At 63.7% G+C, this 19,876-nt stretch carries 16 protein-coding genes and 2 pseudogenes; 10 read left to right on the top strand and 8 right to left on the bottom strand.

What is annotated here, in order from left to right; genetic code table 11:
- On the bottom strand, positions 1-1,500 hold the full coding sequence (locus AC50X6_RS17175; RefSeq protein WP_494967373.1) for an aldehyde dehydrogenase family protein: 1,500 nt from the start codon (positions 1,498-1,500) through the stop codon (positions 1-3).
- Between AC50X6_RS17175 and AC50X6_RS17170 the strand changes: the two genes are divergently transcribed.
- Both AC50X6_RS17170 and AC50X6_RS17165 read left to right on the top strand, forming a co-directional pair.
- Positions 1,499-2,503: an NAD(P)-dependent oxidoreductase gene (locus AC50X6_RS17170; protein ID WP_494967372.1), complete on the top strand. Its 1,005-nt coding sequence runs from the start codon at positions 1,499-1,501 to the stop codon at positions 2,501-2,503. The two genes, AC50X6_RS17175 and AC50X6_RS17170, sit on opposite strands and share 2 nt — an antisense overlap.
- Positions 2,484-3,224, top strand: coding sequence for a GntR family transcriptional regulator (locus tag AC50X6_RS17165; protein WP_494967371.1), 741 nt, complete (start codon positions 2,484-2,486; stop codon positions 3,222-3,224). Before AC50X6_RS17170 ends, AC50X6_RS17165 begins: the two co-directional genes overlap by 20 nt.
- A 170-nt stretch (positions 3,225-3,394) precedes the next feature.
- On the opposite strand, the gene AC50X6_RS17160 is transcribed toward AC50X6_RS17165, so the two are convergent.
- On the bottom strand, positions 3,395-3,634 hold the full coding sequence (locus AC50X6_RS17160; RefSeq protein WP_494967370.1) for a hypothetical protein: 240 nt from the start codon (positions 3,632-3,634) through the stop codon (positions 3,395-3,397).
- Between the two features lie 30 nt (positions 3,635-3,664).
- Here AC50X6_RS17160 and AC50X6_RS17155 point away from each other — a divergent pair.
- Positions 3,665-4,147, top strand: a pseudogene (locus AC50X6_RS17155) (amino acid ABC transporter ATP-binding protein); the annotation flags it as partial.
- Between the two features lie 44 nt (positions 4,148-4,191).
- Here AC50X6_RS17155 and AC50X6_RS17150 read toward each other — a convergent pair.
- Positions 4,192-4,821 carry an NUDIX hydrolase gene (locus AC50X6_RS17150; protein ID WP_494967369.1) on the bottom strand — a complete coding sequence of 210 codons (630 nt, stop codon included), beginning with the start codon at positions 4,819-4,821 and terminating at the stop codon, positions 4,192-4,194.
- 1,065 nt (positions 4,822-5,886) lie between these two features.
- Between AC50X6_RS17150 and AC50X6_RS17145 the strand changes: the two genes are divergently transcribed.
- Complete coding sequence (locus tag AC50X6_RS17145) at positions 5,887-7,170, top strand: M20 family metallo-hydrolase (protein WP_494967368.1); 1,284 nt, start codon at positions 5,887-5,889, stop codon at positions 7,168-7,170.
- Between the two features lie 63 nt (positions 7,171-7,233).
- On the opposite strand, the gene AC50X6_RS17140 is transcribed toward AC50X6_RS17145, so the two are convergent.
- The 3 genes from AC50X6_RS17140 to AC50X6_RS17130 are packed head-to-tail and all read right to left on the bottom strand — an operon-like array spanning position 7,234 to position 11,524.
- The gene (locus AC50X6_RS17140; RefSeq protein WP_494967367.1) at positions 7,234-8,499 is read right to left on the bottom strand and encodes an ArgE/DapE family deacylase; all 1,266 of its coding nucleotides are present in this window, start codon (positions 8,497-8,499) and stop codon (positions 7,234-7,236) included.
- Between the two features lie 8 nt (positions 8,500-8,507).
- Positions 8,508-9,833: an MFS transporter gene (locus tag AC50X6_RS17135; RefSeq protein WP_494967366.1), complete on the bottom strand. Its 1,326-nt coding sequence runs from the start codon at positions 9,831-9,833 to the stop codon at positions 8,508-8,510.
- A gap of 2 nt (positions 9,834-9,835) precedes the next feature.
- Positions 9,836-11,524, bottom strand: coding sequence for an amidohydrolase (locus tag AC50X6_RS17130; RefSeq protein WP_494967365.1), 1,689 nt, complete (start codon positions 11,522-11,524; stop codon positions 9,836-9,838).
- Positions 11,525-11,649: 125 nt separating this feature from the next.
- Between AC50X6_RS17130 and AC50X6_RS17125 the strand changes: the two genes are divergently transcribed.
- The gene (locus tag AC50X6_RS17125) at positions 11,650-12,849 is read left to right on the top strand and encodes a PucR family transcriptional regulator (protein WP_494967364.1); all 1,200 of its coding nucleotides are present in this window, start codon (positions 11,650-11,652) and stop codon (positions 12,847-12,849) included.
- A gap of 362 nt (positions 12,850-13,211) precedes the next feature.
- On the opposite strand, the gene AC50X6_RS17120 is transcribed toward AC50X6_RS17125, so the two are convergent.
- Complete coding sequence (locus AC50X6_RS17120; protein WP_494967363.1) at positions 13,212-13,523, bottom strand: Lrp/AsnC ligand binding domain-containing protein; 312 nt, start codon at positions 13,521-13,523, stop codon at positions 13,212-13,214.
- A 73-nt stretch (positions 13,524-13,596) separates the two neighbouring features.
- Between AC50X6_RS17120 and AC50X6_RS17115 the strand changes: the two genes are divergently transcribed.
- Together AC50X6_RS17115 and AC50X6_RS17110 are read left to right on the top strand one after the other, a co-directional pair.
- Positions 13,597-14,064, top strand: coding sequence for a hypothetical protein (locus AC50X6_RS17115; protein WP_494967362.1), 468 nt, complete (start codon positions 13,597-13,599; stop codon positions 14,062-14,064).
- 457 nt (positions 14,065-14,521) lie between these two features.
- Positions 14,522-15,712: an acyl-CoA dehydrogenase family protein gene (locus tag AC50X6_RS17110; protein ID WP_494967361.1), complete on the top strand. Its 1,191-nt coding sequence runs from the start codon at positions 14,522-14,524 to the stop codon at positions 15,710-15,712.
- Positions 15,713-15,930: 218 nt separating this feature from the next.
- On the opposite strand, the pseudogene AC50X6_RS17105 reads toward AC50X6_RS17110, so the two are convergent.
- Positions 15,931-16,467, bottom strand: a pseudogene (locus AC50X6_RS17105) (M23 family metallopeptidase); the annotation flags it as partial.
- Between the two features lie 432 nt (positions 16,468-16,899).
- Here AC50X6_RS17105 and rpsB point away from each other — a divergent pair.
- From rpsB to pyrH, 3 genes are all read left to right on the top strand, one after another.
- Positions 16,900-17,889, top strand: a complete 990-nt coding sequence (gene rpsB, locus AC50X6_RS17100; RefSeq protein WP_494967360.1) for a 30S ribosomal protein S2 — start codon at positions 16,900-16,902, stop codon at positions 17,887-17,889.
- Between the two features lie 184 nt (positions 17,890-18,073).
- Positions 18,074-18,910 carry a translation elongation factor Ts gene (gene tsf, locus AC50X6_RS17095; RefSeq protein ID WP_494967359.1) on the top strand — a complete coding sequence of 279 codons (837 nt, stop codon included), beginning with the start codon at positions 18,074-18,076 and terminating at the stop codon, positions 18,908-18,910.
- Positions 18,911-19,072: 162 nt separating this feature from the next.
- On the top strand, positions 19,073-19,810 hold the full coding sequence (pyrH, locus tag AC50X6_RS17090) for a UMP kinase (protein ID WP_494967358.1): 738 nt from the start codon (positions 19,073-19,075) through the stop codon (positions 19,808-19,810).
- The last annotated feature ends 66 nt before the right edge of the window (positions 19,811-19,876 follow it).

The following is a 19,876-nucleotide window of genomic DNA, read 5'->3' as shown; positions in this document are numbered from 1 at the left end:
TCAGTCCCTCGCATAGTGGGTCACAATCGCCTTCACTTGGGTGTAGCCGTGCAGGGCTTCGAAACCCTTCTCTCGGCCGTGGCCTGAGCGCTTGACACCGCCGAAGGGAATTTCGGCTCCGGCTCCGATGAAACCATTGATTTGCACCTGACCGGCAACGAGCGACTGCGCCACCCGGGTAGCCACCGTGATGTCCGCCGTGAAGACCGCTGCGGCGAGCCCGTATTCGGTTGCGTTGGCGATACGGACCGCCTCAGGCTCGTCGTCGAAGACCATGATGCTCTGCACCGGCCCGAACACCTCAGTCGAGGCGATCATCATCTCGGGTCTAACGTCGCCGAGCACTGTGGGAGAGGCGAACCAGCCGTTCCTGAGCGCCTCACCGGCGGGGGCGGATGCCCCACCGGTCAGGACCCGGGCACCCTGCTCCAGCGCCTCCCCGATGAGGGCGTACACGCGGCCGCGCTGCGTCTCGGAGACCAAGGGGCCGACATCGGGGTCGTCGATGCCTGCGCCGACCGTGAGCGCGCTGACACTCGCCACGAGCATCCCGGAGAACTTATCAATGATGTCTCGGTGCACAATGAAGCGGGTAAGCGCCGAGCACGACTGGCCCGAGTTGCGGACAAGCGCCGCGGTCGCCGATTTCACCGCCGCGGTGAGGTCAGCGTCGGCGAACACAATCGCGGCCGACTTGCCGCCGAGCTCAAGATTTGTGGCCACAACGTTGGCGGCGGCAGCCTTCGAGACAGCGATGCCGGTCGCGACGGAACCCGTGAAAGTAAGGTGATCGATGCCCGGATGCGCGGCCAGCGACGCCCCGGTGACCACGCCATCACCCGGCACTACGTTGAACACCCCGGCGGGCAGTGCCTCGCGGAGGACGTCGCCAAGCAGGAGTGATGAGAGCGGCGCGAGTTCGGAGGGCTTCACGACCACGGTGTTGCCCACGGCGAGTGAGGGCGCGACGCCCCGGGCCAGCTGGCTGATGGGCGCGTTCCAAGGGGTGATGTGGGCAACGACGCCAAAGGGATCGTGTTGGGTGACCACGAGCATCCCATTGGAGGAGGGCACGTTGTGACCGAAAAAGTGTTCAGCAGCGTGGGCGTAGTAGCGGAAGTAGCGCTCGGCGATCCGCACATCGTTCACCGATTGATTCAGCGGTTTTCCGGTGTCGAGCGTCTCGATCTCCGCGAGTGCGACGGAGTGCTCAGCGATCATGTCTGCAGCCCGCTCCAGCAGCTCGGCCCGGCTAGCCGTGCTCCGGGCCGCCCAGGGAATGAAGGCATCGCGGGCGGCCGCAACGGCCCGATCAACAGCGGCCGGCTCCGCATCTGCCACCGTGGCGAGCACGCCTCCCGTGGCTGGATCAAACACGTCGCGATCGGGGCCGGTGGTCCGGAGCCACTTACCGCCTATCATCGCGCCGCCAGGAACGGAGACATTCCCGCTCGGCAGGGCAACGTTTGTCAGGGTCACTTCTTTGTGTGCAGCTTGCATGCAAAGACTGTACGATGATCAGGAGCCGAGCGCAACGGCCCTCGGCCGATCGAAGTGGAGGAAGATCTTCATGTCAGATGTATCTCGCACGACCACCCACACCCTCGACGGTTCGGCCATCGGAGTGATCGGCCTCGGCAACATGGGACTCGCGGTGGCAGAGCGCCTCAGCGCACGGTTCACGGTGATCGGCAGCGATCTCTCACCTGAGCGCCAGGCCGAGGCGAAAGCCGTTGGCATCGAAGTATCCGTTCTCGAGGAAGTCACCGCACGCTGCGGCACCGTCGTGCTCTCGCTCCCGCATCCGAGCGCGTCCCTCGGCGTGGCCGCCGCCATCGCAGCGGCTCCCGGCATCGTCACGTGCGTGGTCGAGACGAGCACGGTCACCCCTCGGGACATTCTGGCCACCAAGGCAGCGTTGGCTGCTGGTGGGGTGGAATTAATCGACGCCGCCATCCTCGCCGGCGTCGCGCAGATGCGCGCAGGTACGGCCGGACTCGTGATGTCCGGGGACGCTGCGAGCATCGATGCGCTGCAGCCCCTGTTCGACGCGCTCACTTCGAAGCAGACAGTGCTCGGCGACTCCGGCACGGCCATGGCCGCTAAAGTCGTGAACAACGCGGTCGCCCACGTCGTGATGGTTCTGCTCAGCGAGGCGATCGCAATGGCAAAGGCTTCGGGCCTGGACCCGCAGCAAGTCGTCGATATCCTCGCCGCCCCCGACGGCGGACTTATGCGTCCCCTCACGCACCGCATCGGAGAACGCGTGTTCACCGGCGAATACGAGGGCGGAATGTCCCTTGAGGCTGCGCGTAAAGACTCCGTCCTCGCCCAGCGGATGGCGCAGGATGAGGGCCTTCCGATCTTCACCATCCCCGCTGCCCACGGCGTCTATGAGATGGCAATGGCCGAAGGCTGGGGACGGCAGGACTACGCAGCCCTTACCAAGCTGTGGGAGAATTGGGGGAAGACTTCCTTCGTGCGTGGACCGGAAGCAGAGTAGGACGGATGTGATGGCAGCGAAGGACGAGGCGGGGTTTCCTGCGGAATCCGGGCTGGCGGCCTACCGCGTTAGCCGCGGTGGGCGCGGAAATGCTGTCGCCGATACCACCCGGGCTCTCCGCGAGGCCATCCTCGATGGTGTACTGGCGCCTGACGAGTGGCTGCGCGAGGAGTCACTGAAAGAGATCCTCGGCGTCTCGCGCACCCCCGTACGGGAGGCATTGAACCGTCTGGAGGAGGAGGGGCTGATCCAGCGCACGCCTGGCCGGGGAGCCCGGGTCACCACCCTCAGCATCGAAGACATGTCGGTGGTCTATCAGGTCCGCGGGAGCCTGGAGAGCCTGACTGCCCGGATGGCCGCGGAGCGAGGCTCACCGTACGCAAAAGCCGCACTGAAGGTGCTGCACGAAGGCATGAGGCAGGCCGCGGAAGTCGCGGATCGATCCGGCTTCTCGCACTTAAACATCGAGTTCCACGCCGCACTCACGGAGATGGCGGGCAATGCCTACCTCTCGCGGCTGCTTGGCACCGTCGAGACTGCTATTCGGCGCTTCGGTACCCGAAGCTACAGTGAGGAGCGGATGGCGCACATCGTGCTCGAGCACGCCGCCATCGTCGAAGCAGTGCTGACCGGCGACGGCGACGGCGCCGCGCAGACAGCCATCGACCATGCGGGCTACGCGCGTAAGGCAACACTCAACCGGTTCCTCGAGCGCATCTGAGCTTGCACTACGCCTCTTCTGCCTGATCCGCAGTCCTCCACGCCTTCAAGTGCCACGGATGTCTCGTCTTGAAGACTCCCGAAATGGGGGTGAAGGCGATGACTTGGTGGCTTGGCGCCTGCGCTTTGACAGGAGAAGGTGGCCGGTGACTCCGAGGAGTGCGATCCTCATCAGGTCTCTCTGGTGATCGGGTCGGGTTTCCAGATTTCGCGTTCCCGGCGGGCGAATGCGGCGAAGCTGATAGGGTCCCAACCGAGTACTTCCCGGACAGTTCCGGTGAGACTGTCCGCCAGTCCGAGCAGGGCTGCGGTGTGGATGGCAGCCGTTACGAGGACCATGGTCAGGGGCATCGCGAGGTGTCGGCGTGCGTCGGAGGTAGCGGAAGCCGCAGCAGGTGAACCAGGTTTCATCGATGATGCAGATCTTGGCGTGGACGTAGATTGGTGTTCCTGCGGTTCAAACTATTTCCGCACCTGACCGCTGTGGAGATCATCACCCTGGTCCCCATACAGGTGAAGGGCATTTCCAAGGCCAAAGCCACCGCCCGGGCCATGGAACTGCTGGGGCTTGTATGGCTGGGCGACAAGGGGGACGCTTATCCGGCGCACCTGTCGGACGGGCAGCAGCGGCGTGTGGCCATCGCCCGTGCCCTGGCCATGGACCCGAAGCTGAGGCTCTTTGATGAGCCGACGAGTGCCATGGACCCGGAGCTGGTGGGCGAGGTGCTCGACGTTATGAAGGAACTGGCCAAGAGCGGGATGACCATGATCGTGGTGACCCATGAGATTGAGTTCGCCCGTGAAGTGGCGGACACGATGGTGTTCATGGACGAAGGCGTGGTGGTGGAGGCCGGACGGCCCCGGGAAATCCTGAGCAATCCGCAGCACGAGCGGACCAAGGCGTTCCTTTCAAAGGATCTCTGACGCCTTCGGAGTGGACCTTGTGGCGCTGGCCCCGACAGCTCGGGTTAGCGGGCCGTGAAATCAGGCTGAAGAAAGTCGTGGACCCGGACCCTGCCTTGCCTCAGTGCAACTTCTGCGAACTGCCAAAGAATTGCTCCAGTGGGGGCATGGATGATCATGTCATGACGGAGAGGCATTTGCAGAAGCGCCCGGCCATCTAGCTCCCGCCACCGGGGAACACCTGGGGCAACGAGTCTGCTAAGGGGAATTGGGTGTATGGAAGCCACCTCCGTAGGGTTTCGCCTTGGTTGTTGGATGCCTGAAACGGCCACGACGACGGGTGTAACGACGTAGCCGCTTGTCGTTGAAAAGTCGTCCAGAAGCCCTAGAACATCCGAAGCGGAGGCTTTGAGCCCCGTTTCTTCGGCCAGCTCCCGAAGCGCCGCTTCGACGGCGGTCTCGCCGGCGTCGATGCGGCCGCCCGGAAGCGCCCATTGCCCCGGATTTGTGAACCACGGCGTCCGCTTAATTATCAGCACGAACGGGATTAGGTGCCTTGGCTTTTCGAACAGGGTGATTGCTACGGCGGCCCGCCGGATGCCCAACTGATCAGAAATCTCATGCCTGTTCCAATGCGCCAAACTACTCGCGATCAGTGGACGTAGCTCCTGAAGAGTCGGAAGTGGCGAATTCATGTCACGATTTGGCATGGTCGCGCCCTCGAGAGTTGGGTCGAAGAGTGCTGCTCCGAACAAAGATATCGACAGTTCATGCCTCCATGATGTGCCATATCTCAGCTACCAGCGGCAGTGATCTACGACGAGCCCTGCCCACCGCAGGTCATTCGCGGTCACTGCGGACAGCCGACAGCAGCGGAATGAGTCCAGCATCGCCTGGCAGCGCGGGCTCGAGAGTGGCGCCGCGCACCTTCGCTGATCCAGGGCAGACGCCGTCATCATCCCCGAGCCTCAAGAGGACATACGGTCCGCGCCACGGTTAGCGTTAGCTGGTTTCGACTTGAGGTCGCCGGCCAACCAACCCATTCGCGGGAAATGCAGTCGGGATTCAATGCCATCGGCGCGCCCGCGGCACAGTATTCGGAATGGAACTGCAGTGCTTCGTGGCCCTTGGATTCCTCGACGGTCGGGCTTTCACCCTGCACGCGGACAAACCATCGCTGGTCTACGGTCCGATTTCAGGAGCAGTCCACGGCCGCGACGAGTGTGTGGACGTGGGCTCCGTCCGACGCATCACCAAAGTCGATCGCTGTCTTCATCGCAGAGTGGTGCGGCGTTAGGGAAACCAAAAACTAGCCTTCTCACGAAGGCCGCCCGCGTGCACTTGAACGGGACGGCATTCGTCGTGGTCTCATAGCGGGCCCCGGGGCAGGGCTGGCCGCTGCTATCTGTGGTGCGCCAGCGCCTGGGACTAGTCGGTTTCGTTACAGGGAAAGCCCAAGAGACTGGACCTGGTATTTCTGGACCCAGTCCCTCTCCTTTCGTGGAGAACGGTCAAAGCACCAAGACATGCTCAGGCCGCCGGGTTGGAAAAGCCGTCCCACGCCGTCCGCCTGCCCGCCAGCGATGCAAGTGCACGATGGGATGCGCATCGGCAGAGGACGTTGCCTCACGCTCTTTCCTTGCCTGATGTGCAGATTCACAATGCCGCCGGCTGAAATGGTTGTTTCAATCCAGTGCCTCTGGCTCGCGGTCCTGGGACGATTGTGTAAATCATTGATCAAGCCCGAAGGACAAGCAATCATGAGCAACGGTGCTGTGCCGGAACCCGATCCCACCAAGTTCACAGGAGCCGACGCAGTGTTCCTAGATGACTTCGCCATCCTGAGCGCTTTTGGTGCTACGCCTGGCGGGGGAGTGGAGCGGCAGGCGGGTTCACCCGCAGACGGGGAACAGCGAGCCTGGCTGACCGGCATCCTTCGGGAGAAGGGGTTCGACGTGTCCTTCGACCAGGTCGGCAACCAGTTTGGCCTGCTGGAGCTGAGTCCCGGTGCACCGTACGTGCTGGTTGGCTCCCACCTTGATTCCCAGCCGATGGCCGGGCGGTATGACGGCGCCTACGGTGTGCTCGCCGCCGCCCACGCAGCGTTCAGCCTCGCCGCTGAGTGGCGTGGCGATGAGACAATTCCACGGTACAACCTGGCCGTAGTGAATTGGTTCAATGAGGAAGGTGCTCGCTTCAAACCGTCGATGATGGGCAGCTCCGTCTACACCGGAAAGATGACGCCCGAGGCCGTTCTGGCCACCATGGACCCGATGGGCATCACCGTCCGAGAGGCCTTGGAAGCAACCACCGCACTGGGCGAGGGCATCGGACCTACCGCCGTCTACGCCGCTGAAATTCACATCCAACAGGGCCGCAGCATGGAACGCGACGGCATCACCATCGGCATCGTCGACTCCAACTGGGCGGCCAACAAGTACCAGTTCGAAGTACACGGCGAACAGGGCCACACCGGCTCGACAGTCATTGCGGACCGCCGCGATGCCCTCCTCGGAGCGTCGATGCTCGTCGTCGCCGCGAGGGAGATCGCGGACCACTTTCCCGACGGCGCCGTCCACACGTCGGTCGGCCAGCTCGACGTCTTTCCCAACTCGCCCGTCGTGGTGCCCTCCCTGGTCACATTGCTCCTCGACCTGAGGTCCGCCGAGGAGGACCTCCTCGCCGAGGCGGATCGGATGCTGCACGAGCGCATCGAACAGATCGAACTGGCCGCCCGGGTGGAGATCAGCAAGACCGGATCCCATTGCTGGCCGGTCACTCCGTACCAGCCCGAGGGAGTTGCGCTGGCCGAGAAGGCCGCGGCCAACCGCGGCCTTCGGTACGCGCGGGTCAAGACGCTGGCCGGACACGACTCCACCAACCTGAAGGACATCGTTCCCACGGTTATGCTTTTTGTTCCGTCGGTGGAGGGCACCTCCCACAACGAGCACGAGTACACCACCGACCAGGACATCGTCAGCGGTCTGCACGTGCTAACCGACATCGTCCGTAGCCTCTGCCTCGGGGAGCTCGACCCTCGTTAGCCAGCACACTGTATGGAAGGCGCCCGGCCCATGGCCGGGCGCCTTCCATATCTCTGCGAGATGTCACGTAATCTCGGTCACGCCGCACCAGTCGGCGATGAACAGGGCGATAGTCTTGGTGACCTTTCGCACCGACTCGATATGTACCCGCTCATCCAAACCGTGAATGGCCTCGGACACCGGCCCGTAGACCAGTGCTGGGATCCCCGCGTACAGGGCGAAGACGCGGCCGTCCAGATACCCCGGCGTCGTGAAGCTCTGCAACGCATCCCCGAAGACGTCCTGGTGCGCGGAGGCCAGGACAGCCTCGGCATCCGATCCCTCCTCCAGAACGTAACCCTCGGAAAAGAAGCCCGTCCGCTCAGCCGACACTGCTGCCCCGGCCCCGGTGGTCCGGAGGCACTCCTGAATCTCGTCCCAGGCACTAGCGGCCGGGACCCCGGGATACAGTGCCGCACGGACGTCGAACTCACACCAGGACGGGACGCTTGAGGGCCAGTCGCCGCCGGAAATCATGCCGATATTGACGTTGATTGGATGGTCCACGTCCGCGAAGTAAGGGTGGTTGCCCTTTTCGGTGTTCCACTTAGCTTCCAGCTCCCGAAGAGCTGCCATTACCGTGTAGGCGGCGTCAATGGCGTTGAACCCGGAGGCCATTTCCCGCACGTGGGTTGGCCTGCCGGAAACGCGCACGCGGAACCAGATGACCCCCACGTTCGCACGTACCAGCATGTTCTCTTCCGGCTCGGGAATGACGACGGCGTCTGCCGTGTATCCGCGCTGAAGCGCGGCAAGTGACCCGTTGCCGGTGCACTCCTCCTCCACAACTGACTGGAAGTGGATGGTCGACGCCGGGGCGAACCCTGCGGCCCGAAGAGCATCGAATGCGAAGAGGTTGGCTGCGAGGCCGGCCTTCATGTCTCCGACCCCCCGACCGTACATCCAGCCATCCTTCACCACTGCGTCCCAGGGGCTGCGCTCCCACATTTCCTCAGGCCCGGTGGGAACAACATCGATGTGCCCGTTCAGGATGAGGGAACGGCCCGTTTCCTCCGGGGGAGTGTAGGTGCCCACTATATTGGTGAGGTCCTCGAAGGCAACCGTGCTGGGACCGTAACCCACGTGCGCGGAGAGGGCTTCGCCGTCGAGCGTCCAGCGGTCCATGACAAGGCCGCGGGACTGGAGCTCAGCAAACATGAGGTCCTGGGCGCTGGACTCGGCGGCCCTCAGAGAGGGATGCCGGACCAGCTCCGCCGTGAACTCAAGCTGGCGGTCGAAAGCTGCATCAACGCTGTCGGTAATCCGGCGCGCTGTATCTGGATTCAGCATGGCGTCCCTTACCGCACGATCGCTTTGTCTTTGAGGCGGAGACGCTCGCCGAAGAATCCGCCGGCAGCTGTGATTAGCGACACCACAATCAGCAGCAGGGCAGCAGTCCAGGAGGCTCCACCGGAAACACCCAGCAGGGCGACGGCGATCAATGGCAGGAATCCGCTCAGGGCGCCGGCAAGGTTGTATCCGAGAGCGACACCGCTGTAACGCAGCTGCGGCGGGAACAGTTCGGTCAGCAGGGCTCCGGTGACCGAGTAGGCCACGGAAAGCAGTGCAATTCCGAGAGTGACGGCGAGGATGATGGCTGCTGGGTTGCGTGTGTCGATCATCCAGAAAAGCGGGAAAGCCGCGGCCGCGGTCACGATGCCGCCGATGAAGGTCATCCGTCCCGGTCCAACCTTCTCGCTGATGCGGCCGATGACCAGGATCACTCCGATCTGCACGACGGCGGCAATCAAGGTTGCATTGACCATGAGTCCACGGTCCATGCGGAGGGTGGTGGTGCCGTAGCTGATGACGAAGGTGGTCATGATGTAGAACCCGCCGACGCCGAGGAACGCGGCCGCGATAGCAACGATCAGCCGGCCCCAGGCCTGACGGAAAACATCAACCGCCGGAATCTTTGCACGTTCCTCCAGCTTGACCAGCTCGTTGAAGATCGGCGATTCCTCAACTTTCAACCGGATGTACAGCGCGACAAGCAGCAGCGGGAACGCCGCCAGGAACGGCAGGCGCCAACCCCACGAATCAAAGACCTCAGCGGGCATGAGCAGCACCAGCGCGAAAGCGCCGGAGGACATCAGCGTGCCGACCGGGGAACCGACCTGCACGAGGGCGGCATACCGCCCGCGCTTCTCAAGGGGCGCGTGTTCCACCGCGATGGTCATCGCGCCGCCCCACTCACCCCCGACCGCAAGGCCCTGTACCAGGCGCAGGATGGCAAGCATGACGGGTGCTGCGAGGCCGATGCTGCCGAAATCGGGCAGGAAGCCGATAAGGCCAGTTGCCACGCCAATCGCCACGATGGTGATCAGCAGCGCGGGGCGGCGCCCCACACGGTCACCGATGTAGCCGAACAAAACGGCGCCGAGCGGACGGGCAGCGAAGCCGACGCCGAAGGTGGCAAAGGCTGCCAACGTTGCAGCCGCCGGGTCCAGCGACGTGAAGAACAGCCGGTTGAACACAAGCGCCGCGGCGGTGCCGAAGAGGAAGTAGTCGTACCATTCGAGGGCAGTGCCTACGAAGGCCGCGCGGGCGATTTTGCCCGCGTCGGCTCCGCTGACAGAGGGTACGGTGATTTCCTCTGCCTGTGGTGTCTCATGTGGTTTCATGGTCAGTCTTTCTGCTTCTGAAGGTGGATCGGTGATTGGACGGTGGTGGAGGTGTTCTGTAGTTCATCGACGTAGTCGTGCCCGAAAACGCAGGCGCCGTCGAGCATGGTCGCCAGCACGGTGATGAGGCTGATCTCGTCGGGCGGCACGTCTGCCGGGTGCGCCGAGAGGAACACGAAATCGGCGAGCTTCCCCGGTTCCAGCGTTCCCCGCCGGTCTTCCTCTCCTGCGATCCACGCGGCGTCTACCGTGTACGCGCGCAGGGCCGTGTCGGCGTCGACCACTTCCTGCGGGCTCAGCGTTGCCCCGCCGGAAGTGCGACGCGTCACCATGGACTGCATGCCCAGCAGCGGTGCCCCGGGCGCTACCGGCCGGTCCGAACTGCCGGGGACCCGCAATCCGGCGTCCAGGAAGGACTTGTGGCGGTATACCCAAGGTTCCCGCTCCACTCCGACGGCGCGTGCCATCGTATCGCCCACTTCATACAGGAAGTGCGGCTGCGGAACCGGTGTGATTCCCAGCGCCGCGAACCGGGGGAGCTGGTCCGGGCGGACCATGCCGGCGTGCTCGATGCGGTGCCGGGCATCGGATCGAGCTAGCTTCTGTTGCGCGGCCTCAAAGGCGTCCAGCGCGACGTCGACGGCGGAGTCCCCGATGGCGTGAGCCGCCACGTTCCATCCCGAGCAGTGAGCGTCGACAATTCGCTGTGACAGTTCCTCAGGGGCGAGCTGGAAGTTCCCGGTGCCATGGTCGTGGTCGCAGAACGGCTCGGTTACGGCTGCAGTGCGGCCGATCAGGGAACCGTCAATGAAAATCTTCATCGCGCCGAGCCGAATATAGTCGTCGCCGAAGCCCGAAGCGATGCCGAGGTCCAGGCCGAAGGTGATCCCATCCGTGGAATTGGACTGGAGCGGGTGCAGAGCATCGCTGGCCGCCATCAGCTGGACCCGGATTTTCAGGAGGCCGCGGCGTCGTGCTTCAACATAAGCGGCCAGTTCCACGGCGCTGCGGCCGATCCAGCCCGACCCGATGCCGGCCTCCACGACATGCGTCAGGCCCTCGGAAGCGTAGACCTCGCTCGCTGCGCCAATGGCGTCCGCGAGGCCTGCCACCGGGTAGGGCACAACCAGCGCAGTAACCAGTTTCTGAGCCTGCTCCTCGAGCAATCCGGTGGGACCGAAGGAATCCTCCACCACTTTTCCGCCTTCGGGAACGACGGCCGAGCCATCCAGAACGCCCGTGCGATCAAGCACCTCAGTGTTTACGGTGCACATGTGCCCGGAACGGTGCTTGAGCCATACCGGACGACCGGGCGCGGACCGGTCGAGGCCGCTCCGGTGCGGGTGACCGCCCATGACCGTGTCGTCATAGCCGGAGCCCACCACCCACGCGTCTTCGGGGAGATCCAGCGCAAACCGGGAGACTGCCTCGTACACTTCATCCAGGGTCCGGCAGCCGGACAGATCGAGTTCGGTCAGGGACTGACCAAACCACGCCATGTGGTTGTGCGAATCCCCAAAGCCGGGGACGACTACGGCGCCACCGCAATCGAGCGTACGCTGCGCCGGGAGGTGAACGATGTCGTCGTCGAACCCGATGATCCGCCCGTGAAGCACCCCCATAGCGTGCGCTGCGGGAGCGGCATCCGCCATGGTGAAGATGGCGGCGTTGACAAGTTTCAGATCGAGCATGGTACTCGAGGGATCCTTCCGGGATAGCAGCTCAGCCCGCACAGAACCGGCTCATCCAATGGTGGTCTGGATCACTCGCGTAGGCAATGGATAAATACAGTGCAGTCCGGCTCTAGAATGGGCATATGCCCAGCGAAGCGTCCGCGGACGCCCCAGACATGTCCCGGGGACAGGCTTCCCGGTCGGTGGTGTCGGAATTGGTGGCCGACTGCCTCGCCGACATCGATCGGATCGCGCACGAGTACCTCCTTGAGGTGCAGAAAATCGACGAATACGCGGGCTCCGCGGTGGTCGCCCAGGATCTGGAGGAGACGGCCGTAGCGTCGATGGAACTATTGCTGCGGCTAGTGGGCAACCTACCAATTCCTGACCGGCTCGCGGGGATGTCCGAAGCTCTAGGACACCGCCGCGCGCAACAGGGCCTGCCCCTTGAATCTCTTCTGCGCGCAGTGCGCATGGACTTCCGAGTCCTCTGGACCGCAATGCTGGAGAAAGTTCCCCAATCGTCCTTGCCGGACCTGACCAAGGGTGCGGTGCGTGTCTGGGAAGCGGTGGAGTTCCACACCATCCGAGTGCATGCAGGCTACCTCGATGAGCTCGCCACCATGGCACAGGAAAAAGAGACGCAGCGTGCGTTCCTCCTGTCGCGACTCCTCAACTCGGACGGCAAAGATCCGCAGTTGCTGGGACAGGCCGCCCGCGCGCTCGGCGTGGCGCCGGAAAGCGACTTCATAGTTGCCGTTGCCGCAGAACACGCTCAGAAGGCATTCCGGGCAGAGGTGGTTCGCGCCGGTGTTGAACAGTTTCTGCACGAGCGCGAAGGCGTTCTGGTGCTTATTCTTGAGGACATTCCTGCCCGGGCGGGGCGCGAGCCGGAGGGAGCACGTCCCTGGCTGGCCCCGCTGGACTGCTTTGTGGCGCCTCCCGCCAGGTCATTGGCCGACGTGCCCCGGATGCTTCGGATCGCGCTGGAATCATTGCCGGTCGTGACGCCCCACCGTCCAGGTCAGCGCACGGTGCGTGATGCGTGGGGGCACGTCGCCGTTGCTCGGCTTGGAGAATACGGAACCGTTTTGGCGGACACCGTGCTGGGCCCGCTAGCAACGATCTCCGCTCATGAGAGGGACCGGCTCATCGAAACCGTCCAGGCGTACCTTCGGTCCGGGTCGGTGTCAGAAACTGCCGGGCAGCTGTACTGCCACCGAAACACGGTGTTGAACCGGCTTGCCCGATTCGGGCAACTCACCAGCTTCGATCCCGCCAATCCCCAGGACGCCGCTGCGGTGATTGCCGCTCTTCACGTCCATCTCCCGCTCGGGGAGTAGCAACCGCTCCGCAACTTTTTCGAAGAGCTTCCACGGCACCGCCGCCCACCCACTAATGGTGAGACGACTGGCTTGGCCACGACGGACGTACGGAGATAGCTCTAAAGTTGCTCAGGCTATTCAGACCCTACACTCGACCGCCTGGTCTCAGTGCTTCGAATACCCCTCTCGAATTGATATTCGCCGGACCGATAACGGATCTTCGTTACATAGGTTGACCGAATCATGGCTATCAGCATGGTTACAGGTAGCCCAAAGTCGCCACGCAACGCAAGGCACGAATGACAAACCCCCGGCGTCGACCTTTTGTTAAAGGCTCCTGCCCAAATTGACCGGCACTAGTTGTCGCCCCGATGCCTTTCCTATCGCCGGAGCAGGTCCTCCACCTGTTCTCCGATGAACACACTCTCGCGATCCATCCAGTAACGGCGCAGCACGTTGACGCCTACGCAGGTGTCCATGGTCTGGATGCCTGGAAGGGCGCCGATGTCTCGGATGATGAATTCTGCCAGTTCATCGGGCCCCCTGAAGAGTCCGTGAAACACCACGGGCGCCTTGCCTGTGACCATGGAGATCATGCGCGCGGAGTCGTGGGTGGCGAGCCGGTCCAGCACTGTTCCAATCAATTTGGACTTGACCTGCAGCGAGATCACGGCACTCAGTGGAAAACCCACGGCGCCGGGTTCCACTTCGACACGGGGGGAAAACAGAGCCAAGACCTTGGCCGGGGCGTCCGAAACGGCTCGCGTGGCGGCCGAGACCGAGCGGGTTGAACGGGAGTATCTGGGGCGCATACACGCAGCGTTTATCGAAGTATTCGCAGCCATTGCCGGCCTCGCAGAAGCTCTGCAAGAGCAGGCGGCGTTTTGGGAATATGCAAAAAATGCAAATGCATTCATCGGCGCTCCGGATCGGCCAAAGGAACCTTCAGACATGCGCCTGCTCGCCGAGCTCGCGTCGGCTCGTCTGCTGGCCAAGAATGCCGATGAGATCCAGTTTTTGAACAAGATGCGCGAGCTGACATTGCAGAGCCGTCCAAAAGAACCCCGCGTTCGCGCTGCCGTTCTCTCGGAGGTATGGCCCATCGTAATTCTCTGGCAGAACGCCGAGGGCCCTGAGCGGACGGAACTGCTCGCCCGCTTCGAAGAACTGCGTGGTATCGAGTCTGAAGACACAGCGCCGTCGTGGATCGAATCGGTCATCCAAGCTATATGACCGGGCCTTCGCGGGTGCTCATCGCCCTTCCAGTAGCAACCTCATCACAGGATGCCCACTGCTTACCCACCGGAAACGATGAATAGCGACGAAAAGTCATGAGGAAGTTTACGTGCCGGAGGAGCTGTTCACGCCCGAAATCTAGGCGCTAATGACGGCCACCGGAAACTGACGAAAGACAGGAATTGCTAATCCTCAGGTCCTCGGTTCAAGTCCGAGTAGCCCTACCTTTCTGCGGAATCCTGCCAGGGTCCGCGGCCACGGGAGCCGTGGCCGCGGTTTCGACACCGGCCACGGCTTCTCCTGTTTCCAAAGAGCTGCGGCCTGAATCTCCCGCCGGTGTTAGCTCCGTCACTTGCGGGGAGGCTGGCGGCTGCGGTATGTTACTCATGAGTAACATACCCGGCGCGACGCCCGCACCCTGATGGTCGCTGCTGATCACGAGTGAAGGAACAACATGTCCAAGGCTGAGATCGACATCAATAACCTGCCGTACGCCGACGGCGACTTCTTCGCGTTCGAGCAGCTGCTCAGCGGCAAGGAACAGGACCGGCTGGCGGAGGTCCGGGAGTTTCTGGCCCGCGAGGTCAAGCCAATCGCCGTCGACTGCTGGAACCGCGGTGAGTTCCCGATGGAACTGATCCCGAAGCTGGCCGAGATCGACCTGGTCAGCCCTGTCAAGCGGCAGGGCTACTCCAACCTTTTCGCCGGCATCCTCCACGCCGAGCTAACCCGCGCGGACACCTCGATCGCTACCTTCGTGGGTGTCCACGACGGACTCTTCACCGGCTCCATCGAGGCACTTGCTTCGCAGGAGCAGCAGGAGGCGTGGCTTCCGGACATCTACTCGCTGAAGAAGATCGGCGCCTTCGGCCTCACCGAACCCCTCGGCGGTTCCGACGTCGCCGGCGGCACCCGCACCACGGCGCGCCGTGAAGGCGGCGGCTGGATCCTCAACGGAGCCAAGCGCTGGATCGGCAACGCGACCTTCTCCGACTGGGTTGTCATCTACGCCCGCGACCTCGCCGACAACCAGGTCAAGGGTTTCCTCGTGGACACCAAAACCGAGGGCTACAGTGCCACCAAGATCGAGAACAAGATCTCGCTGCGCACGGTGCAGAATGCCGACATTGTCCTGGATAACGTCGTGGTGCCGGACTTTTTCAAACTGGCCAATGCCAACAGCTTCCGGGACACGAACAAGGTCCTCAAGGTCACGCGCCTCTCCGTCGCCTGGCAGGCCGTCGGCCAGCAGCTCGCGGCGTTCGACGTCGCGCGCCGCTACGCCGTGGAGCGCAGCCAGTTCGGGCGCCCGATCGCCTCCTTCCAGCTGATCCAGCACCAGCTGGTGCAGATCCTCGGCAACGCCGTCAGCTCCCTGGGCATGATGGTCCGGCTGTCCCAGCTGGAGGATCAGGGTCAGGCCAAGGATGAGCAGTCCGCCCTGGCCAAGGCCTTCACTACCGCCCGCATGCGCGAAAGCGTGGCGCTGGGCCGCAGCATCCTCGGCGGCAACGGGATCGTGACGGACTACGAGATGGCAAAGGTCTTCGCCGACGCCGAAGCCATCTACTCCTACGAGGGCACCCACGAGATCAACACCCTGGTCACCGGCCGCGCCATCACCGGCATCTCCGCGATCGTCTAGCGGCACCCCAACATGGCAACCCGGCAGTAGGGCAGTATAGGCCGCCCGGCCATGATCATTTCCTGGCCGGGCGGTCCTTCTCTGGCCGCAGCTTGCGGACGTTTCACCGCTCGACTTCCGGAACCCTCGAGGTCCGGCAGTACCGGCACCATCCGCAGTGCCCGCAGGTCCGGCGGCACGCGCAGCTCCGCAGCACCCGCAGGTCCGGCGGCACCCGGCAGCACCGGCAGCAGCACCGAGGGCCTGAGATCCATCACGAAAGCCAGCGGATTCAGATACTCCGCTCCGCGCCGCACGCCCCAGTGGACGCAGGGATCCGGCCCGCAGTGGCCTGGCCGTACCCGCCCCAGGGTGTCGCCCGCCGCCACGGCGGCCCCCGCCGGGAGGCCGCTCTCCACGGGTTCGAAACTGCTTCGCAGTTTGTTGCCGTGATCCACGGTGATGACGGGCCGGTCCACCACGACGCCGACAAAGCTCACGGTGCCGGACGCCGGCGAGGCGACGGGGGCGCCGTCGTGCGCTGCCCGGAGGTCAACACCGCGGTGGCCGCTCAGCCACGGCTTGGCGGGCGGATCAAAAGCCCGCAGTACCGCCGGCCTGGGGCTCAGCGGCCAGCCCCAGGCAGCAGGCGCTGCCGGCAGCACCGCCGGCGGCGCGGGCAGCACGGCCGGCGGCGTGGGAGCGGCGGCCGCCGCCACAGGGGCAAGTGCCAGGAGCATTGCCGAGAGGATCGCCCGGGTAAATCCAGTCTTCATGGACCCAGCCTGCGCGGGTCTCCGAGCATAGAGAAGCACCCTTCCGCGCTATGTGGATATGTGCCCGGACAGTACTCAGCCGTCACGGTGAATACGTCCGATCCGGCGGTGCCCCTGTAGTACACTTGCTGGAGCAGTTTGCTGTCCCTCACGCTTGTTCAATCTCGATTGTCCAGGCCGGCACGCCTCATTCAGGGGTGCGGGGGAGCAGCGGCTGACTACGCGTATCCTGCCCTCCTCGTCTGAAGCCTCAACTCTTCAGCGTGCGGAGGACTGTGCTTTTTGCGGTCCGGCCCCTGTGGTCCGGATAAAAAGCGCAGTGGATGCCAGGAGCACCGCCCGCCTGGGTGGTGCTAACAAACCGTCAACTATTGGCAGGGTAAGACAGCCCACGGGCTCTCTCATGAATGACCTGCCGGAAGGAGCGCCGGCATGCCCGTCGTAACTATGCGCCAGCTGCTTGACAGCGGCGTCCACTTTGGACACCAGACCCGCCGTTGGAACCCCAAGATGAAGCGATTCATCTTCACGGAGCGCAACGGCATCTACATCATTGACCTGCAGCAGTCGCTGTCCTACATCGACCGTGCCTACGAGTTCGTGAAGGCCACCGTTTCACACGGCGGCACCGTTCTCTTCGTCGGCACCAAGAAGCAGGCGCAGGAATCCATCGCCGAACAGGCCACCCGCGTTGGCCAGCCCTACGTCAACCAGCGTTGGCTCGGCGGTATGCTGACCAACTTCCAGACCGTCTCCAAGCGCATCCAGCGCATGAAGGAACTGGAAGAGATCGACTTCGACGACGTCGCCGGTTCCGCCTACACGAAGAAGGAACTGCTGCTCCTTCGCCGCGAACTCACCAAGCTGGAAACCAACCTCGGTGGTATCCGGAACCTGACCAAGGCGCCTTCCGCACTGTGGATCGTTGACACCAAGAAGGAACACCTCGCCGTCGACGAAGCCAAGAAGCTGAACATCCCGGTTGTTGCCATCCTGGATACCAACTGCGATCCGGACGAAGTCGACTTCCCGATCCCGGGCAACGACGACGCCATCCGGTCCGTCAACCTGCTGACCCGGGTTGTTGCTGACGCCGTTGCCGAGGGCCTCATCGCACGCAACCAGCGCGCCACGGGCACCACGGAAGCTCCGGAAGAGCCGCTTGCCGAGTGGGAGCGCGAACTCCTCGAGGGCAGCAAGACCGAAGCGGCTGCTGCCGCTGAGGCCACCCCGGCTGCCGAGGCTGCTCCGGTTGCCGAAGCACCCGCCGCTGAAGAAGCTCCGGCTGCTGAAGTAGCTCCGGCTGCCCAGGCCGCTCCGGCCGCCGAAGCACCCGCTTCTGAAGAGGCACCCGCCGCCGCTGCAGAGGAAGCCCCGGCAGTTGCCGAGGCCACCGACGACGCCGCCGGCGAGACCAAGTAGCCAGTAGGGCAATCCGCCAGCTCGGCCGACACGTGAAGCCGACTGGTAAAGCTGACAAGTAAATCTGGATCTCCCCACCCGCCGTCCGCGGCGAAGGGGGTGCCGACAGGATGGCCGCTCACCGGGTGAGCGGCCGTCCTGTCGGTCCGTACACCACATATAATTTCTAGACAGAGGGGTTCACATGGCGAACTACACTGCTGCTGATATCAAGGCTCTGCGCGAGCGCACGGGCGCCGGCATGATGGATGTCAAGAAAGCTCTTGACGAAGCCAACGGTGACGCCGAGAAGGCCATCGAAATTATCCGCATCAAGGGCCTGAAGGGTGCTACCAAGCGCGAAGGCCGCTCCACCGCGGAAGGCCTGGTTGCTGCCAGGATCGACGGCGGCGTTGGCGTGATGATCGAAGTTAACTGCGAGACCGACTTCGTCGCCAAGGCGGACAAGTTCATCCAGCTCGCCGACAAGGTCCTCGCCGTTGCAGTCGAGTCCGGCGCTGCCGACCTCGAGACCCTGCTGGCCACCGAGGTCGACGGCAAGCCGCTGTCCGAGGTTGTCATCGAAGAGGGCGCTGTTCTGGGCGAGAAGGTTGTTGTCCGCCGCATCTCCCGCGTCGAGGGTGCAACGGTCGACGCTTACCTGCACAAGACCTCCAAGGACCTCCCGGCCCAGGTCGGCGTCCTGTTCGCAGTGGACGGCGACGGCGAAGCAGCTACAACTGCAGCCCACGACGTCGCCGTCCACATCGCCGCGATGTCCCCGAACTATCTCTCCCGCGAGGATGTTCCGGCCGCGCTCGTCGAGTCCGAGCGTCGCATCGCCGAGGAAACCGCCAAAGCTGAAGGCAAGCCCGAGGCTGCGATGACCAAGATCGTGGAAGGCCGCGTTACGGGCTTCTACAAAGGCGAGGTCCTCCTGGACCAGTCCTTCGCCAAGGATGCCAAGAAGTCTGTTGCCCAGGTCCTCGAAGAGGCTGGCGTCAAGGGCACCGCCTTCGCGCGCTTCCGCGTCGGTTCCTAGTCAGACACCGGTCAGACAATAGTCATACTCGCTGAGGGGGCGGCCACTGCGGTGGCCGCCCCTTTTGCATGCATCGGGGGCGCCCCAGCAAAACCGGGCAGAATGATGCCTTTGGCCCCCGGCACGATACCCTAGCTCAGAGTTCACCAACGGGAAGGCACCATGGAAACCGTCACCACTTCAGCCCAGCCAAAGAAGGGCCGGCGCCGAGTTTTGTTGAAGCTCTCCGGCGAGGTTTTCGGCGCCGGGAAGCTGGGCGTTGACCCGGATACCGTCCGCGGCGTAGCCAAGCAGATCGCAGCCGCAGTGCCCGACGTGGAGGTCGCAATCGTCGTCGGCGGCGGGAATTTCTTCCGCGGTGCCGAACTGTCGCAGAGCGGCATGGACCGCTCCCGCGCTGATTACATGGGGATGCTCGGTACCGTCATGAACTGCCTCGCGCTCCAGGACTTCCTGGAACAGGCAGGCGTGGAAACCCGGGTGCAGAGCGCCATCACCATGGGCCAGGTTGCCGAGGCATACATTCCGCGCCGCGCGATCCGGCACATGGAAAAGGGCCGCGTCGTCATCTTCGGCGCCGGTGCCGGACTGCCCTACTTCTCCACGGACACCGTGGCCGCGCAGCGGGCCCTGGAGGTCCACGCCGACGTCGTCCTCATGGCCAAGAGCGGCGTCGACGGCATCTACACCGCCGACCCGAAGAAGGACCCCAGTGCGGAAAAGCTCCACCGCCTCAGCTACGACGAGGCCCTGCGCCGCGATATCCGGGTGATGGACCAGACCGCCATGACCATGTGCAAAGACAACAACCTGACCATGGTGGTGTTCGGGATGGAAGGCGAAGGAAACGTCACCCGCGCCATCCGTGGCGAGGAGCTGGGCACAGTAGTGACCCCCTAGCAACGGTTAGGATGTTTTCAGGACAGTTCCGCACCCCCTAGTAGCGGGGGTAGCCAGGTGGAAGAC

This window comes from Pseudarthrobacter sp. HLT1-7 (assembly GCF_059383435.1).
The sequence above is the reverse complement of the archived record's forward strand: the minus strand, read 5'-3'. Positions and strand labels throughout refer to the sequence as shown.

Bases quoted from the DNA above. Each gene is read 5' to 3' on its own strand.
- AC50X6_RS17170 (WP_494967372.1), top strand. From the start codon at position 1,499: ATGCAAAGACTGTACGATGATCAGGAGCCGAGCGCAACGGCCCTCGGC.
- AC50X6_RS17175 (WP_494967373.1), bottom strand. From the start codon at position 1,500: ATGCAAGCTGCACACAAAGAAGTGACCCTGACAAACGTTGCCCTGCCG.
- AC50X6_RS17160 (WP_494967370.1), bottom strand. From the start codon at position 3,634: ATGAAACCTGGTTCACCTGCTGCGGCTTCCGCTACCTCCGACGCACGC.
- AC50X6_RS17150 (WP_494967369.1), bottom strand. From the start codon at position 4,821: ATGAATTCGCCACTTCCGACTCTTCAGGAGCTACGTCCACTGATCGCG.
- AC50X6_RS17145 (WP_494967368.1), top strand. From the start codon at position 5,887: ATGAGCAACGGTGCTGTGCCGGAACCCGATCCCACCAAGTTCACAGGA.
- AC50X6_RS17140 (WP_494967367.1), bottom strand. From the start codon at position 8,499: ATGCTGAATCCAGATACAGCGCGCCGGATTACCGACAGCGTTGATGCA.
- AC50X6_RS17135 (WP_494967366.1), bottom strand. From the start codon at position 9,833: ATGAAACCACATGAGACACCACAGGCAGAGGAAATCACCGTACCCTCT.
- AC50X6_RS17130 (WP_494967365.1), bottom strand. From the start codon at position 11,524: ATGCTCGATCTGAAACTTGTCAACGCCGCCATCTTCACCATGGCGGAT.
- AC50X6_RS17125 (WP_494967364.1), top strand. From the start codon at position 11,650: ATGCCCAGCGAAGCGTCCGCGGACGCCCCAGACATGTCCCGGGGACAG.
- AC50X6_RS17110 (WP_494967361.1), top strand. From the start codon at position 14,522: ATGTCCAAGGCTGAGATCGACATCAATAACCTGCCGTACGCCGACGGC.
- rpsB (WP_494967360.1), top strand. From the start codon at position 16,900: ATGCCCGTCGTAACTATGCGCCAGCTGCTTGACAGCGGCGTCCACTTT.
- tsf (WP_494967359.1), top strand. From the start codon at position 18,074: ATGGCGAACTACACTGCTGCTGATATCAAGGCTCTGCGCGAGCGCACG.
- pyrH (WP_494967358.1), top strand. From the start codon at position 19,073: ATGGAAACCGTCACCACTTCAGCCCAGCCAAAGAAGGGCCGGCGCCGA.